Below are 15521 nucleotides of genomic sequence, written 5' to 3'. Positions count from 1 at the left end.
GCCGGCGGAACAAAATCGGCATAGTTCAATTCCAATTTTTTTCTCTTGATCTCATTCGAAAAATCAACTATACTGTAAGATGCTTGCAACGTTAATCATGTTCGGGTAATCGCTGCGGCCGGTTTTGGCCGTAGAGGAAAGTCCATGCTCGCACGGTGCTGAGATGCCCGTAGTGTTCGTGCCTAGCGAATCCATAAGCTAGGGCAGTCTGGCTTCGGCTGGGCTGACGGCGGGGAAAGAACCTACGTCCCGGCCGGGATACGGTTCGATTACCCTGAAAGTGCCACAGTGACGGAGCTCTAAGGGAAACCTTAGAGGTGGAACGCGGTAAACCCCACGAGCGAGAAACCCAAATGATGGTAGGGGCACCTTCCTGAAGGAAATGAACGGAGGGAAGGACAGGCGGCACATGCTGCCTGTAGATAGATGATTACCGCCGGAGTACGAGGCGCAAAGCCGCTGGCAGTACGAAGGTACAGAACATGGCTTACAGAACATGATTAACGTGGTGATGGCATCATGAAAAGCCCTCCTGCATGAAGGAGGGCTTTTCGATTGCGTGTTTTTCGTGGTTAGATGGGATATAATGGGAATATGGGCGGCCAACAGTGATACATACCGTTTGCGAGGGGGAACAGAATGAAGTCCTTTTCAATCATCGCCACGGCGGCGATGGGACTCGAGTCGGTCGTGGCCGAGGAAGTGCGCCGGCTCGGCTACGAATGCCAAGTGGAGAACGGCAAAGTGACATTTGAAGGAGATGCGCTCGCCATTTGCCGCGCCAACCTTTGGCTGCGTACCGCTGACCGGGTGAAGCTCAAAATCGGCGAGTTTCGGGCGACGACGTTTGAGGAGTTGTTTGAGCAGACGAAGGCGCTGCCATGGGCCGATTATTTGCCGAAAGATGCCGCGTTTCCGGTAATCGGGAAATCGGTCAAGTCAACGCTGTTTAGCGTCTCTGACTGCCAAGCCATCGTCAAAAAGGCGGTTGTGGAAAGTTTAAACGAGCGCTACCGGCTGTCATGGTTTCCGGAAACAGGGCCGCTCTGCCGCATTGAAGTGGCGCTCCATAAAGATATCGCTACTTTAACGATCGATGCGAGCGGCACCGGGCTGCACAAGCGTGGCTACCGCGCCCGTCAAGGGGAAGCGCCGCTAAGAGAGACGCTTGCGGCTGCCTTAGTGCTGCTCACGAACTGGACGCCCAATCGCCCGTTTGTTGATCCGTTTTGCGGTTCAGGGACGATCGCCATCGAAGCGGCGCTCATTGGCCAAAACATTGCCCCCGGGTTTAACCGCGATTTCGTTTCCGAACAATGGCCGTGGATTGGGGAAGAGGTGTGGGATGAAGCGCGCCAAGAAGTGGAAGATATGGCGCGCTATGATGAGCCGCTCGATATTTGCGGAATTGACCTTGATCCACAGATGGTGGAAATCGCCAAGGTAAACGCGGCTGAAGCCGGGTTGGCTGATCTTCTTTCTTTTCAAACAGGGCGGGCGGAACAGTTTCGGACAGATAAATTGTACGGAGTGATTGTCGGCAACCCGCCATACGGTGAACGGCTCGGCGAACAGCGGGAAGTCGAAGCGCTCTACCGCGCCATCGGCCGCACTTTCGCCGCCTTAGACACATGGTCGGTGTACATGTTAACCGCCCATCGTGGTTTTGAAACGCATTACGGGCGCCCCGCAACCAAGCGGCGCAAGTTGTTTAATGGCTTTATTGAGACGCATTACTATCAATATTGGGGGCCGCGGCCGCCGCGCGAGGCTAGAAGTTGACTTCTTTGCGGCCATCCATCATAATATTGTCTTGTTATGGGAAAATCAGGCGCGCAACAAACATGTTGCGCGCTTACGCATGATGGTGCCGGGGGAGTTTATGCCAATTGGAGGGGTGGCGGCGATGAGCCATGAACGTTATCCGTTTGTATTAGAAAAAAACGAAAACTTTTTTGATAAGCTCGGCCAATGGATCGGCGATGTCTTTTACGATATTTTGCCGGAGGCCGGCTTTGAGCTGCGTGATGAGCAAATTTATATGGCGTTCCAACTCGAGCGCGCGTTTCGCGAGAAAAAGGTGATCTTTGCGGAAGCCGGAGTCGGTACAGGAAAAACGATCGTCTACTTGCTGTATGCGATTTGTTACGCCCGCTACACCGGCAAGCCGGCCATCATCGCCTGCGCCGATGAGACGCTGATCGAGCAACTCGTCAAAAAAGAAGGGGATATCGCCAAATTGTCCGATATCCTCGGACTGCATATCGACGTTCGGCTTGCCAAATCGCCGGATCAATATTTATGTTTAAATAAGCTCGAGGAAGTGACGACATATGATGACGAGGATATCGAATTATACGAGCGGATTTTTGATGAGCTTCCGGGATTCGTTCATGACAGCAAACCGATGCAGTCATTTTACCGCTATGGCGATCGGAAAGAATACGCCCATTTGAGCGATGAGCAGTGGAAAAAAATCGCCTGGGATCCGTTTCAAGATTGTTTTACATGTGAAAAGCGGCATCGTTGCGGCCAGACGCTTTGGCGCGACTACTACCGGAAGGCGGCCGATTTGATCGTTTGTTCGCACGACTTTTATATGGAGCATGTATGGACGTATGAAGCGCGCAAGCGGGAAGGGCAGCTGCCGCTTTTGCCGGAGGCGAGCTGCGTCGTGTTTGACGAAGGGCATTTGCTTGAGTTTGCCGCCCAAAAGGCGCTCACATATCGGATGAAAGAGACGACGCTCGAGATGTTGCTGACAAGGCTTCTTGAAAACGACATCCGCGAAGAGCTCGCCTACTTAATTGAAGAAACACTCGAGACGAGCGGGCGCTTTTTTACGGAATTAAAAACATGCGCGAAAACTATCCCTGGCTCGAACCGGAGAGAAATTTCGCCGTCGCCGGAGCTTGAGCGGTGGTCGAAGCAGCTGCGCGACCAAATCGTTAGAATCGGCAATGAGCTCGTGTTTGAAAGTGAGACGTATACGATTGACCATTACCAACTCAATATTGTTGACGAATACTTGGACCAAATTCACTATTTGCTCGACTTGTTTTTGACAAGCGCCGATGCCATTGCGTGGCTCGAGTCGTCGCGCCAGGAGGCGACGCTTGTTGTCATGCCGCGGACGGTGCAAGAAGTGTTGCGTGAAAAAGTGTTTGCGAAGCGCATGCCGTTTATCTTCTCATCAGCCACGTTGTCGAACGGAAAGTCGTTTCAATATATGGCTGAAAGTTTAGGCATTGATGACTATTTGTCGTTCAGCGTGCCGTCGCCGTTTGATTACGATGAGCAAATGACGATTTATATGCCGACGTTCCGGGCCGGCGAGACGCTGTTTGCCGAGAAATACGCCTATGCGCTTACGAAGCTGCGTGAAACAGGCGGACGGGCGCTCATTTTGTTTCCGACGCGCGAGGAGCTGCTTCAATTTAAAGAAGCGGCGTCCGGCGAACCGTTTTCGTTCTTGTTTGAGGGAGACCGTGAAATTAGCGATTTAGTCGCTGAGTTTCAGCGCGATGAGGAGACCGTGCTTTGTTCGGAACATTTATGGGAAGGGCTTGACATCCCAGGGCCGTCATTGTCAAACGTCATCATTTGGTCGCTTCCGTATCCGCCGAACGATCCGGTGTTTCAGGCGAAACGGAGGGCATACCGCGATCCGTTTTGGGACGTCGATGTTCCGTATATGCTTCTCCGCCTCCGCCAAGGGATCGGTCGGCTCATCCGCACGCGCGATGACCGCGGCATCGTCTCCATTTTGATCACCGATCGGGAGGACAGGCAGGTGATCGCTGCGATCAAAGACGTCTTACCGACGTCCGTGAGGGAAGAATAACGTTCTTCCCTCTTTTTTTGGCCGAAAACGACGTTTCTTCGCCATCAAGAAGGAAAAAAGCGCCTAGTTATGGAAATGATGATACGGCCATCGAAAACCAATAGGGGGATTGAGCATGAGAAAGCGAATCGAGGCACAGTTTTTGCAATACGTCAAAAAAATGATGGGCTACCATGAAGCGATCAGCTTAATGTATTGGGATTTGCGAACCGGGGCTCCGAGAAAAGGGGTGGAGCAGCGTGCCGAAGTGATCGGCCTGTTGTCGGAAGAAGTGTTTCAAATGTCAACGTCAGAGGAGATGGCGGCGTTTATCGCCAAGCTGTCAGCTAAAGAGGTGTATGAACAGCTCGGTGAAGTGACACAGCATACGCTTAATGAATGCCAAAAAGAATACGAGCGGAATAAAAAAATTCCAGCGGATGAGTATAAAGCGTATGTCATGCTTTGCTCAAAGGCGGAAAGCGTCTGGGAAGAGGCGAAAGCGGCCGCCGATTTTGCCCGTTTTCGTCCGTATTTGGAACAAATCATCGACTTTCAGCGCCGCTTTATCGGTTACTGGGGGCATGAAGGGCATCCGTACAATACGCTTCTTGACCAGTATGAGCCGGGCATGACAGTCGAGCTGCTTGACGCGCTGTTCAATCAGTTGCGCGAGCGCATCGTCCCGCTTGTACAGGCCATTTCCGCTGCAAAGGGCAGGCCGGATACGTCGTTTTTGTTTGCGCCGTTCCCGAAGGAAAAGCAGCGTGCCTTTCTTTTGGAACTACTTCCGGAATTGGGCTATGATTTTGGCAAAGGACGGCTTGATGAAACGGTTCACCCGTTTGCAATCGGGCTGAACCCGAACGACGTGCGCATTACGACCCGTTACGATGAGCGCGATTTCCGCACCGCCATCTTCGGAACGATTCATGAGTGCGGCCATGCGCTGTATGAACAACATATTTCCGAAACACTTGTCGGCACGCCGCTTTGCGGCGGGGCATCGATGGGCATTCATGAGTCGCAGTCGCTTTTTTTTGAAAATATGATCGGCCGTCATAAGTCATTTTGGAAACGGCATTACCCGCGCCTGGCGCAATACGCACCAACGCAGTTCGCCGGCGTTTCGCTTGATGCGTTTTACCGGGCGATCAATGAGGCGAAGCCGTCGCTTATTCGGATTGAAGCCGATGAGTTGACCTACCCGCTTCATATTATTATCCGTTATGAAATCGAAAAACAGCTGTTTGCGGGAGAGATCGAAGCGGCGGATTTGCCGGACGTGTGGAATGAGAAATACGAGCAATATCTCGGCATTCGTCCGCATAACGATGCGGTCGGCGTTTTGCAAGATGTTCACTGGTCAGGCGGCAGCTTCGGCTATTTTCCGTCCTATGCGCTCGGCTATATGTACGCGGCGCAATTCAAACAGGCGCTCGAAAAAGAGCTCGATATGGCGAGGCTGCTTGAAGAAGGGAACATCGCACCGATCCGCGAATGGCTGACCGAACACATTCACCGGTTTGGCAAAACGAAAAAGCCGCTCGACCTTGTGCGTGATGCCACCGGTGAGCCGCTCAACGCCGAACACTTGATCCGTTATTTAGAAGAAAAATATCAAGCGATTTATCGTCTGTAAAACGAATCCCCCCTCTCCGGTTTGGAAGAGGGGGATTCGTTTACCATAATTTATATCCTTTTGACCCCGGCGGGGCGTTTTGGATAATGTCAATAAGCGGTACGGTATACGCGATCAAAATAAGCGCAACAACAAGGCTGATCCACAGCTTCCAGTTTTCGAACGCCAACGCTGCCCGTTCCTGCGGAGCGGCCGCTTCGGCGACCGGGAATTCGGTTTCGCCTTTCGGAGCGAAAAACGCCAGGTTAATGACGATGACGAGAATCAAAATAATGCCGATGAACAAAATGGTGCCGCCGACCGCCTGGGCGATTTGGTACGGGATCCATTCAAGCGCCTGCGGCGAGTTGCCGTATGTGGAGAACGCCGAGCGCCGCGGCGCCCCGAGCAAGCCGGCAAAGTGCATCGAGCCGGACATAAATGTCATCCCGACCGCCCACACGATCGTTTGGATGATGGCAAGCCGGTTCATCGCTTTCGTCATCACCCGGCCGGTCAAATGCGGGATGAGCCAATACGATGCGCCGAAAAATGTTAAGACAACGGTGGTAGCCACTGTCAGATGGAAGTGGCCGGTCACCCAAATCGTGTTATGAACGACCTGGTTGAGTTGGTGCGAAGCGTTAATGATTCCGCCTGTGCCGGCCGGAATGAAAAACAGCATTCCGACAAACGGCGCGAAAAAGCGGGCATCTCCCCACGGCAGTTTCCGCCACCAACCGAACAGGCCGGTTGCCCCTTGCGAGCGGCCGTACGATTCAAACGTCGCAAACATGGAGAACGCGGTCATGAGCGACGGGATGATGACCATAAACGTCAAGACGACTTGCACGTATTTCCAAAATGGCGAAATCCCCGGTTCAAGCAATTGGTGGTGGAAGCCGACCGGAATCGAAAACAGCAAAAACAAGATAAACGCCAACCGCGCGAGCGAATCGGAGAAAATTTTGCCCCCGATTACTTTCGGAATGACAGCATACCAGACCATATACGCCGGCAGCAGCCAGAAGTAAACGAGCGGATGGCCGAAATACCAAAACAGCGTCCGGCTCAACAGCACGTTCACGCGGTCAGTGAGCCCGAGCGACCAAGGAATGAGCTGCAAGACGACAGTCGCAGCAACGCCGAGCGTACAAATAAGCCACAGCGCCATGTTCGTGACCGACATAAATGTCAATAGCGGGCTCGCCTGGCCGCGGTGCGCTTTCCGCCAGCGAGCATAATGGGCAAACATTGAAAAACCGCTCATCCAGCTGCCGACGACAACGAGCGCCAAGCCGATGTAAAAGCCGGCATGCGCTTGCAGCGGCGCATAAAACGTATACAGTACCGCTGCCTGCCCAGTGAGGATGAAAAAGGCGCTCATGGCCGTTCCGATCGTCATCATCCAAAAACCGATCCAACCGAACCGGCGCGAACCGTCCGAGAGCGCTCCGGTCGTGCGGCTGACGGCGGCAAACTGGAAGCCGATAATGAAAAACGTTGTCAGCACAAGCCCAAGCAAGACGCCGTGCGTCGTTAAAATCGTGTAGTAGCTGATGCCGGCCGGCAATTCAAATTTGCCGGAGCGAACCAATGTTTGCAAAAGGCCGGCGAAGCCGCCCAACGCGAGAGCAGTAAAGGCGACAAATAAATGCGCCAGCGCCAGTTTGGCGTCGCGGCGATCGACTTTTTCCAACGGTTGCATCATGTTACTCCACCACCTTAATGCGCGCCGTCATCATATGGTGGCCGGCGCCGCAATATTCATTGCAAAGAATCGTGTATTCGCCCGGTTCATCAAATGTAGTCGTCAAACTGTTGACATAGCCGGGTTCAACCATCATATTCACGTTTGTTCCCGGAATTTGAAATCCGTGGATAACGTCCTTTGAGGTGACGTTAATCGTCACTTTCGCTCCTTTTGGAATTTCAATGGCATTTGGCGTAAAGGAAAAGGCAGCGACGACGATGTTCAGTTCGTATTCGTTATCTCCTTTTTTGACAAGACCCGGCTGATCGAACGGCGGTGTCGTATCGACTTTTTCCGGATCGATCGTCGTCAAGCAGCTTGGCGGCTGCTGTCCGGCGGCGAAAGCGCTCACACCGACGACGGTTAAAAAGACAATGAGACAGCCGATGCCAAACGTCAACCAAATTTTTTCGTACTTATGAATGTGCATCTCAAGTCCCTCCCTTGCCGCTTACATGCGGTGCAAAAATAAAAAGTAGACGCTGACCCAGGCGAAAATGATGAAAAAGCCGAGCAAAAACACGGATGCCAGCGTACCGCCAAGCGCCGGCTCTTTCTCTTTTTTCGTTTGCCGGGTCACTGCCGTCGGTTTTGTCCACTCCGGTTTTGCCATACCGTATCCCTCCTCTTTTTTGAAGTCATCCCCCATCACATTAGTGAGGCAGGCGCGCCAACTAGCGGATTTCCCTGCTTTGACACTATCATAACTGTAGGAAAGTGTGGCAACAGTGACTTTTCTCACAAAAATGATGCGGGAAGTTTGAACAAATGGTGACAATTGTGAAAAAAGTATGAAGAAGATGGGAGTAGGACGGGGCGCCGAAACGAATGATCGTCCTTTAGCGGTGGATAGATGGCGCCGGTTTTGGTAATGAGAGAACCGGGACGACAGCCTGGCGTTCGGCATGACCGCCATCATCGTAAATGCCGTCGTCCATTTCGGCAAGGCGAGAAAATTGGCCGCACTGCTGCTGCAGGAACAAAAAATTTCATAATCGTGTTGATCGCTTCCGTAGCCATCTTCGTTTTCTGACCGCTGCCTCGGAAATGGGGATGGCTTTTTTGTCGGCGTGTCGATTGGCGGTGAAAACGATAGAAATGGGGAGAAGTATGATGATATAATGGAAAGCAAAAGGGGGTGAAACGATGGATGAATGGGTGGAGCGCCTTTTCGGTGAATTGCGGCAAATGCGGACTCAAATGGCGACCAAAGAGGATGTTGCGCAGTTAAACGGGCGCATCGAGAAGCTGGAACAAGCCATGGAGGCGACGAGAGAAGATGTCGCCCGGACGAACGAGCGCATTGAGAAGCTGGAACAAACCGTGGCGGCGACAAGAGAGGACGTCGCGGCGCTGGATGGCCGAATCGGGCGCATCGAACGGACGATGGCGACGAAGGAAGACGTCGCCCGGACGAACGAGCGCATCGGGCAGCTGGAACAAACCGTGTCGGCGACAAGAGAAGATGTTGCCCGGGCGAACGAGCGCATCGAGAAGCTCGAACAAACCGTGGCGGCGACAAGAGAGGACGTCGCGGCGCTGGATGGCCGAATCGGGCACATCGAACGGACGATGGCGACGAAAGAAGATGTCGGCCGGACGAACGAGCGCATTGAGAAGCTGGAACAAACCGTGGCGGCGACAAGAGAGGACGTCGCGGCGCTGGATGGCCGAATCGGGCGCATCGAACGGACGATGGCGACGAAGGAAGATGTCGCCCGGACGAACGAGCGCATCGGGCAGCTGGAACAAGCCGTGGCGGCGACAAGAGAGGACGTCGCGGCGCTGGACGGCCGAATCGGGCGCATCGAACGGACGATGGCGACAAAGGAAGACGTTGCCGAATTGCCGTTTATTCGCCAAGCTGCCGTGGAAACGTTAGAAACGCTCCGTGAAATTCCGGCAATGAAACAAACCCTCACAGAAACGCAACAAAAAGTCAATGAAGTCATTGCCGGACAAGCCCGGCAAGAGCTCGTGCTTCAATCCCTCGCCTTGCACTTGCTTGAGCATGAAAGTGAAATCCGCGCACTTAAAGCGAAGTAATCAACAAACATCTCGCTGTACATCCTCGCTTATAACCGCTTTCCTGGAAAAAACAGGCCGGCTTTGTCCGCGCCTGTTTTTGCATGTCACAACCAAAGGATCCATCAGCTGTTCTTGAAAAAATCGGTGTATCCATGCGCTTTCCGCTGCATACTGACCGGCCTGTTGCGCACCCTAATAGAAAAAGAGGAACAGACCGAGGTGTTTGTATGCCAGTTCTTTTATCCGTCGGCACAGCGACGATGCCGTATACGGCCGCCCAAGACGAGGTGAAGCAGCATGTTTCCAGCCTGTTTTCCGGGCGAATGGCGCGCGTCGAGCGGCTTTTGCAAGCGTTTGACAACAGCGGCATCCGCACGCGCGCGTTTGTTCAGCCGCTGGCCTGGTACAGCGCACCGCACGGGTTTGGCCAAAAAAATAAGGTGTATATGGATTGTGCTGTCCGCTACAGCGCTGAGGCGGTCAACGACTGTTTGCGCAAGGCTTCGCCCGGCCCTGTTTTGCCTGAAGAGATCGATGCGCTGTTTTGCATTTCCACGACGGGGCTGTCGACGCCGAGCATCGAGGCGCGGCTGATGAACGTGCTGCCGTTTTCTCCGCATGCCATAAGAGTGCCGATTTGGGGGCTCGGTTGCGCGGGCGGGGCGGCCGGGCTCGCCCGGGCTGCCGACTATTGCCGGGCGTTTCCTCATGCCAAGGTGCTAGTGATCGCCGTTGAGTTTTGCAGTTTAACGTTTCAACTCCATGATTTGTCTAAAAGCAATGTGATCGGTACATCGCTTTTTTCCGATGGTGTGGCGTGCGTGCTTGTCGCCGGAGACGAAGCCGCCCCAAAAAAAGGGGCGCCGTTTGTCGTCGCCGCCCGCTCGGTGCTGATGCCCCGCTCGGAAGAGGTGATGGGCTGGGATGTTCGCGATGAAGGGCTGTTTGTCATCTTTTCAAAAGACATTCCGTCGATTGTTCGCTCCTGGCTGCGCCCGCAAGTAGAGGCATTTTTGCACGATAACGGACTCACGCTTGGCGATCTTCAGTATTTCATCGCCCACCCGGGCGGGAGGAAGGTCATTGAAGCGTATGAGGAGGCGTTCGGATTCGGTCCGGATCAGACAAAAGCTGCCAGAGACGTGCTCGCCCGCTACGGCAATATGTCATCGGCCACCGTGTACTTTGTCTTTGATCAGATGACGCGGCAGCCGCTCGCGCCCGGGTACGGCCTGCTTGTTGCCCTTGGCCCGGGCTTTAGCGCGGAGATGGTGCTGCTTCAATGGAGGGAATGGTGATGCGGTTTGCGTTTATGTTTTTGGCCGTCGTCTTGATGCGCCTAGTGGAACTTCGCCTTGCAAAACGGAACGAACGGTATGTAAAAGCGCTCGGAGCACAAGAATTTGGCAGCCGCCATTATCCTTGGATCGTGTTGATGCATGTGTCGTTTCTTGTCTCGCTCGCTCTCGAGGTGTTGCGAAAAGGCGCGCGTCCATCGCGGAGCTGGCCGCTTTTATTCCCGCTTTTTCTAGCGGTGCAAGGGCTGCGGGTGTGGACGATTTTGTCGCTCGGCCGCTTTTGGAATACGAAAATTTTAATTGTGCCCAACCGCCCCGTTGTAAAAAAAGGGCCGTATCGATGGATCCGCCACCCGAATTACGCTGTTGTCGCGTTGGAGATTGCGCTGTTGCCGCTGTTGTTTGACGCGCATATGACCGCCCTTTTGTTTTCGTTCCTAAATGCTCTCATATTGTTCATCCGCATCTCGACAGAAGAGAAGGCGTTGACTGCCCTCACCGATTACCGTGAGGCGTTTCGGCTGCGGTCACGCTTCGTGCCGCCGCTGCGGGGAAAACGGACGCGCATTTTCGGCGATGTGCAAGCAACGCAAAGGCAGCCGGCAGGCGGAAGCCGACTGTGAAACGGTTCTTTGGCGCCAATGGCGCGCCAACCGCAGGCCGGAGAAAAACATCCATCCCGCCGAACGAACCGGCGGGATTTTTTCGTTTTTCTATTGGGAAATGGGACGAAATACAGTAAAATGAATGTAAATGACATTGACGGAAACAAAGGGGTTTTGGTCATGGGGAATATTGCGATTGAGCGGCCGCCGTTGCGGCCGTGGCTGGCGAAAATGATCGGGATGTATGAGCAGCTTCAGGCGGTGGGTGATAAGGAAAATGCCGACAAAGTGAAGCAGCTTATGGAGAAAACGGCAGCCGGCGAGCTTATTGTGGCGTTTTGCGGCCATTTCTCCGCCGGCAAATCGAGTTTGATCAACACGCTGCTCGGTGAGCCGCTGTTGCCGTCGAGCCCGATTCCGACGAGCGCCAATCTTGTGAAAGTGAAAGCCGGTCCGGACTACGTGCGCGTCTTTTATCATGATGATCCGCCGGTTGAATATGAGCCGCCGTACGATCCGGAGTTAATCCGCGCTCAATGCCGCGACGGGGAGACGATTGAATGGATCGAGATCAGCCGCGAAACGACCGCCATCCCGCCGGGAGTCGCCATCTTGGACACGCCGGGCATTGACTCGACTGATGACGCTCACCGGCTGGCGACCGAGTCGGCGCTTCATCTAGCCGACGTCGTCTTTTATGTCATGGATTATAACCATGTACAAGCGGAGTTAAACTTTCAATTTACGAAACAATTAACAGACGAAGGAAAAACAGTATATTTAATCATCAACCAAATCGACAAACATCGTGACGACGAGTTGCCGTTTGCCGCGTTTCGCTCTTCGGCGACCGAGGCGTTCCGGCGCTGGGGGGTCGAGGCAGCCCGCCTGTTTTTTCTCTCATTAAAAGCGCCGGCCCATCCGCATAATGAATGGCATGAGTTATCAGCCTGTTTGCGCCGCTTGTTTGCCGACAAGGACGAATGGCTTGTCCGTGGCGCCGAAACTGGTTTAAAACGGATTGCCGCCCGCCATCTCGAACAACTTTGCGCCCAGCATGCGCCGCTTGAACAAGAGATGCAGGGGCGGGTTCAGGAACTCGGCGGCGTCCATGATCAAGCGGCGGCCGCAGAGGAGCTCGAACGGTTAGAGGCGGAGCTTGCCGGATGGCAAACAGCGCCGGCGCGGGCGGAGGAGACGTTTCGCGCTGAACTTGAGCGCGTGCTGCAAAACGCCTATTTGATGCCGTTTGAAACAAGAGCGCGTGCCGAAGCATACTTGCAGGCGAGGCGGCCTGATTTTAAAGTGGGATGGTGGTTTGCGAAGGCGAAAACCGAAGAGGAGCGCCAGCGGCGGTTGGACGCGTTTTATGAAAGCGTTAAGGCACAAGCGGAGACGCAAATTGAATGGCACGTCCGCCAGTTGCTTCTTAAATTTGGAAACGAGTGGAACGCCGATCGCGCCTGGCTTGGCCAATGCCAACAATGGACGGTGGAATGGGAACAGTCATTGCTTGCCGGCCTTGTCAAGCAAGGCGCGGATACAAGCGGCGCGGCGCTACTACACTATACGGATGAGGTCGCCGCAGCGCTAAAAAAACGTTACCGTGACTCGGCACTCGCCTTGTTTGCCGGGCTCGCGGAACAAGTCGCCAAACAGGCGGCCGCCCAAACGGAGGTATTGAGCGATGCGCTTTCGGAGGCGCGCGAAAAAGAGGAGCTCCTCGGCCGCCTCGCCGGCCTCAAAGCCGAGCGGGAAGAGCGCCGGCGAGCGTTTGAGAAGCTGATCACCGCCCCGGGCGATGCCGCGGCGCTTGACGACAACCGCCTTGCCGTGCTGACGGCGCCGCCTGATTTTCGGAAAGCCCGCCATGTGGAAGCAACGAAACAACAACCCGTAGTTGAACCGGCGGTTGACCGTTTCGCCGCCAAAGAACAAGCGCTCGGTCAGAAAGGGGCGGCTGGCGGCGAGGTGGAGGCCGAAGGAGCGGGAGAATCCCGTGCGCCTTCAGCCGGCGGAAAGCGGCGGAGTGAGCGGGCGGCCGACCGGCTTGATGAAGCGGCGGCTTGCCTTGAACAGGCGGACCTGCTGCGCCGCTTTGCTGCCCCGTTGCGCGACAAGGCGCGCCGGCTTCGTGAGCGGGCGTTTACGGTTGCCTTGTTTGGTGCTTTCAGCGCCGGCAAGTCATCGCTTGCCAATGCGCTGCTTGGCGCACCGCTGTTGCCGTCCTCGCCGAACCCGACGACGGCCGCCATCAGCAAAATCGCGCCGCCCGACAAAGGGCATCCGCACGGTACGGCGGTCGTGAAAGTAAAAAGCGAATCGCAAATTTGGGCCGATATGCAGGCGTCGCTCAGCCAGTTCGGCTATGAGGCGAATACATGGGAGGAAACGCTTCGCCTCTGCGCCCGAATTGCCGAATCTGGGGCCGAACACCCGGCGCAAAAACCGCACATCGCTTTTTTGGCGGCCGCCGCATCCGGCTACGAGCGGATGTGCAGTCGATTTGGGGCAACGCTGTCAGTCGGTTTCGAGGAGCTTGAGGGATATGTGGCTGACGAGACGGTGTCGTGTTTCTTGGATGAGGTCGTGTTGTATGCGGACTGCCCGCTCACCCGTCAAGGGGTGACGCTTGTCGATACGCCGGGGGTCGATTCGCTAAACGCCCGCCATACCGGAGTCGCGTTCCATTATATGAAGCATGCCGACGCGCTGCTGTTTGTGACGTATTACAACCATGCGTTTTCGAAGGCGGACCGCGAGTTTTTGCTTCAGCTCGGGCGCGTCAAAGATGCGTTCGCGCTTGACAAAATGTTTTTCATCATCAACGCGGCCGATTTAGCCCAATCGAAGGAAGAACTTGATGCGGTCGTCACCTACATGAATGGCGAGCTCGCCCGTTTCGGCATTCGCTTTCCGCGCCTTTATGCGCTCTCAAGTCGCATGGCGCTGGCGGAAAAAACGGGGGCGGACCCCGGACCGTGCGGCATCTTGACAGACTCTGGCCTGCCTGCCTTTGAAGCGGATTTCTTCCGTTTCTTGACAGAAGAGCTGGCCGAGGTGGCCGTCGAGAGCGCCTATGCCGAGCTTGAACGCGCGCGGCAGACGGCGGCGGAATACGCGCGCGCCGCCGGACAAAGTGAGGCGGAAAAAGCGGCGAAGCGGCAGGCGCTCGAAGCAGCCAAGGCAAAAATGCGCACTGTGCTCGCCGATGCCGGCGACGTCTACGGCCGGCAAGCGCTCATCCAAGAAATCGACGAACTGCTCTACTACGTGAAACAGCGTGTCTTTTTCCGCTTGAATGATACGTTTAAGGAGGCGTTCAATCCGGCCGTGCTCCGCGATGACCAAGGTCCGGCGCGCCGGGCGCTTGAGCGTTGCCTTGACGAGCTGCTTGCGTCAGTCGGCTTTGACTTGGCGCAAGAGCTGCGGGCGACGAGCTTACGTGTTGAGGCATTTTTGCATAAACGGCTCGCCGGACAGTTCACGAGCCTTTGCGGCGAGCTGCGCCGTTTTGATGAAGCGCTCGTGCTCACGCCGCCGGAGGCGTTCGCTTTTGCGGCGCCGGAGTTCGCCAACGCCCTTAACGATGTCGATCGGGCGCGGTTTGCTAAGGCGCTTTCGCTCTACAAAAACGCGAAATCGTTTTTTGAGCGCGATGAGAAACGGCGGATGAAAGAAGAAATTGAAGCAGCGCTCGTTGAGCCGGTTGATCGTTATTTGGCCGAGCAAAAAGAGCGGCTTATCTCCGCATATGCCAAGCAATACGAGACTGCCGTCGCCGCGCTTGCGGACGCGCTCGCCGACCAAGTCGACGGCTATATGGACGGTTTAATGGCGGCGCTCGCTGAAACGGCGGACTCCACAGCGCTCAGTCGGATCGAAGCGACGCTTCACAGCCTTCTTTCTAGAGAGGATCGGGAGGCGCGCTCATGAACCGGTTTCACGCTTGTGCGACATGCATCCACTACGGCATTGAAAAACGAGCCAACGGGCTGTACACGTATTGCCGCCGGCTCGGCTATGCGACGAAACCGCACTACCGGTTCAACTGTTGGACACCAAAACTAAACGTCCAACGTTTAATGGAAAAAGAAACAAGAAAGGACGAGAACCATTGAGTGAAGTGCATCAAGCGATTACCGCCCACGTACAAAAACAGCATGCCATCTTGAAAAAGTTTGCCATGCTTGACGCTGAGCGTGAGCGGCATATCGAAGAAGCGGTCGAGCGGTGTCGCTGCGGCGAGCCGTTTACGGTCGATGCGATCAACGAAGTGACGAAACAAATGAATGAGCTGGCCAAAGGCGGACTCGTACCGGCGCGCCGGTACGTGACACCGGAAATGGTGCGCGAATATGTAAGCCGGCTTGAGAAAAAGCGACCGTAGCGG

Annotated in this window: 12 protein-coding genes and 1 other RNA gene; 10 read left to right on the top strand and 3 right to left on the bottom strand. The window is 55.0% G+C overall.

Features of this window, described 5'->3' with window-relative positions; genetic code table 11:
* Positions 1–97: 97 nt before the first annotated feature.
* From rnpB to ACTVDO_RS08375, 4 genes are all read left to right on the top strand, one after another.
* Positions 98–495: RNase P RNA component class B (gene rnpB / locus ACTVDO_RS08390), an RNA gene on the top strand.
* Positions 496–639: 144 nt separating this feature from the next.
* The gene (locus tag ACTVDO_RS08385) at positions 640–1782 is read left to right on the top strand and encodes a THUMP domain-containing class I SAM-dependent RNA methyltransferase (protein ID WP_020959686.1); all 1143 of its coding nucleotides are present in this window, start codon (positions 640–642) and stop codon (positions 1780–1782) included.
* A 124-nt stretch (positions 1783–1906) separates the two neighbouring features.
* Positions 1907–3844, top strand: a complete 1938-nt coding sequence (locus ACTVDO_RS08380) for an ATP-dependent DNA helicase (RefSeq protein ID WP_442901332.1) — start codon at positions 1907–1909, stop codon at positions 3842–3844.
* A gap of 115 nt (positions 3845–3959) precedes the next feature.
* On the top strand, positions 3960–5465 hold the full coding sequence (locus ACTVDO_RS08375; protein WP_020959688.1) for a carboxypeptidase M32: 1506 nt from the start codon (positions 3960–3962) through the stop codon (positions 5463–5465).
* A 40-nt stretch (positions 5466–5505) separates the two neighbouring features.
* Here the strand turns inward: ACTVDO_RS08375 and ACTVDO_RS08370 are convergent, their stop codons facing one another.
* The 3 genes from ACTVDO_RS08370 to ACTVDO_RS08360 are packed head-to-tail and all read right to left on the bottom strand — an operon-like array spanning position 5506 to position 7810.
* The gene (locus ACTVDO_RS08370) at positions 5506–7155 is read right to left on the bottom strand and encodes a b(o/a)3-type cytochrome-c oxidase subunit 1 (protein ID WP_442901331.1); all 1650 of its coding nucleotides are present in this window, start codon (positions 7153–7155) and stop codon (positions 5506–5508) included.
* 1 nt (position 7156) lies between these two features.
* Positions 7157–7627 (bottom strand): cytochrome c oxidase subunit II, encoded by a 471-nt coding sequence (locus tag ACTVDO_RS08365; protein ID WP_020959690.1) that lies wholly within the window; start codon positions 7625–7627, stop codon positions 7157–7159.
* A 21-nt stretch (positions 7628–7648) separates the two neighbouring features.
* Entirely contained in the window at positions 7649–7810 is a 162-nt protein-coding gene (locus ACTVDO_RS08360; RefSeq protein ID WP_020959691.1) for a cytochrome c oxidase subunit 2A, read from the bottom strand.
* A gap of 533 nt (positions 7811–8343) precedes the next feature.
* Here ACTVDO_RS08360 and ACTVDO_RS08355 point away from each other — a divergent pair.
* From ACTVDO_RS08355 to ACTVDO_RS08330, 6 genes are all read left to right on the top strand, one after another.
* Complete coding sequence (locus ACTVDO_RS08355; protein ID WP_442901330.1) at positions 8344–9243, top strand: hypothetical protein; 900 nt, start codon at positions 8344–8346, stop codon at positions 9241–9243.
* A gap of 209 nt (positions 9244–9452) precedes the next feature.
* Positions 9453–10523 carry a type III polyketide synthase gene (locus ACTVDO_RS08350; RefSeq protein WP_020959694.1) on the top strand — a complete coding sequence of 357 codons (1071 nt, stop codon included), beginning with the start codon at positions 9453–9455 and terminating at the stop codon, positions 10521–10523.
* On the top strand, positions 10517–11146 hold the full coding sequence (locus tag ACTVDO_RS08345; RefSeq protein ID WP_081713492.1) for an isoprenylcysteine carboxyl methyltransferase family protein: 630 nt from the start codon (positions 10517–10519) through the stop codon (positions 11144–11146). Before ACTVDO_RS08350 ends, ACTVDO_RS08345 begins: the two co-directional genes overlap by 7 nt.
* 162 nt (positions 11147–11308) lie before the next feature.
* Complete coding sequence (locus tag ACTVDO_RS08340; protein WP_442901329.1) at positions 11309–15064, top strand: dynamin family protein; 3756 nt, start codon at positions 11309–11311, stop codon at positions 15062–15064.
* The gene (locus ACTVDO_RS08335; RefSeq protein WP_020959697.1) at positions 15061–15249 is read left to right on the top strand and encodes a hypothetical protein; all 189 of its coding nucleotides are present in this window, start codon (positions 15061–15063) and stop codon (positions 15247–15249) included. The genes ACTVDO_RS08340 and ACTVDO_RS08335 overlap by 4 nt, the downstream gene beginning before the upstream one ends.
* Positions 15246–15518 carry a YpbS family protein gene (locus tag ACTVDO_RS08330; RefSeq protein ID WP_020959698.1) on the top strand — a complete coding sequence of 91 codons (273 nt, stop codon included), beginning with the start codon at positions 15246–15248 and terminating at the stop codon, positions 15516–15518. Before ACTVDO_RS08335 ends, ACTVDO_RS08330 begins: the two co-directional genes overlap by 4 nt.
* Positions 15519–15521: the final 3 nt, after the last annotated feature.

The organism is Geobacillus sp. BK01 (assembly GCF_052220245.1).
Classification (GTDB): domain Bacteria; phylum Bacillota; class Bacilli; order Bacillales; family Anoxybacillaceae; genus Geobacillus.
Note: the sequence above shows the minus strand (reverse complement) of the source record. Positions and strands in the feature narration are given on the sequence as shown.

What these genes read in the sequence shown, in the direction of transcription:
- ACTVDO_RS08385 (WP_020959686.1), top strand. Translation starts at nt 640, where the DNA reads ATGAAGTCCTTTTCAATCATCGCCACGGCGGCGATGGGACTCGAGTCG.
- ACTVDO_RS08380 (WP_442901332.1), top strand. Translation starts at nt 1,907, where the DNA reads ATGAGCCATGAACGTTATCCGTTTGTATTAGAAAAAAACGAAAACTTT.
- ACTVDO_RS08375 (WP_020959688.1), top strand. Translation starts at nt 3,960, where the DNA reads ATGAGAAAGCGAATCGAGGCACAGTTTTTGCAATACGTCAAAAAAATG.
- ACTVDO_RS08370 (WP_442901331.1), bottom strand. Translation starts at nt 7,155, where the DNA reads ATGATGCAACCGTTGGAAAAAGTCGATCGCCGCGACGCCAAACTGGCG.
- ACTVDO_RS08365 (WP_020959690.1), bottom strand. Translation starts at nt 7,627, where the DNA reads ATGCACATTCATAAGTACGAAAAAATTTGGTTGACGTTTGGCATCGGC.
- ACTVDO_RS08360 (WP_020959691.1), bottom strand. Translation starts at nt 7,810, where the DNA reads ATGGCAAAACCGGAGTGGACAAAACCGACGGCAGTGACCCGGCAAACG.
- ACTVDO_RS08355 (WP_442901330.1), top strand. Translation starts at nt 8,344, where the DNA reads ATGGATGAATGGGTGGAGCGCCTTTTCGGTGAATTGCGGCAAATGCGG.
- ACTVDO_RS08350 (WP_020959694.1), top strand. Translation starts at nt 9,453, where the DNA reads ATGCCAGTTCTTTTATCCGTCGGCACAGCGACGATGCCGTATACGGCC.
- ACTVDO_RS08345 (WP_081713492.1), top strand. Translation starts at nt 10,517, where the DNA reads ATGGTGATGCGGTTTGCGTTTATGTTTTTGGCCGTCGTCTTGATGCGC.
- ACTVDO_RS08340 (WP_442901329.1), top strand. Translation starts at nt 11,309, where the DNA reads ATGGGGAATATTGCGATTGAGCGGCCGCCGTTGCGGCCGTGGCTGGCG.
- ACTVDO_RS08335 (WP_020959697.1), top strand. Translation starts at nt 15,061, where the DNA reads ATGAACCGGTTTCACGCTTGTGCGACATGCATCCACTACGGCATTGAA.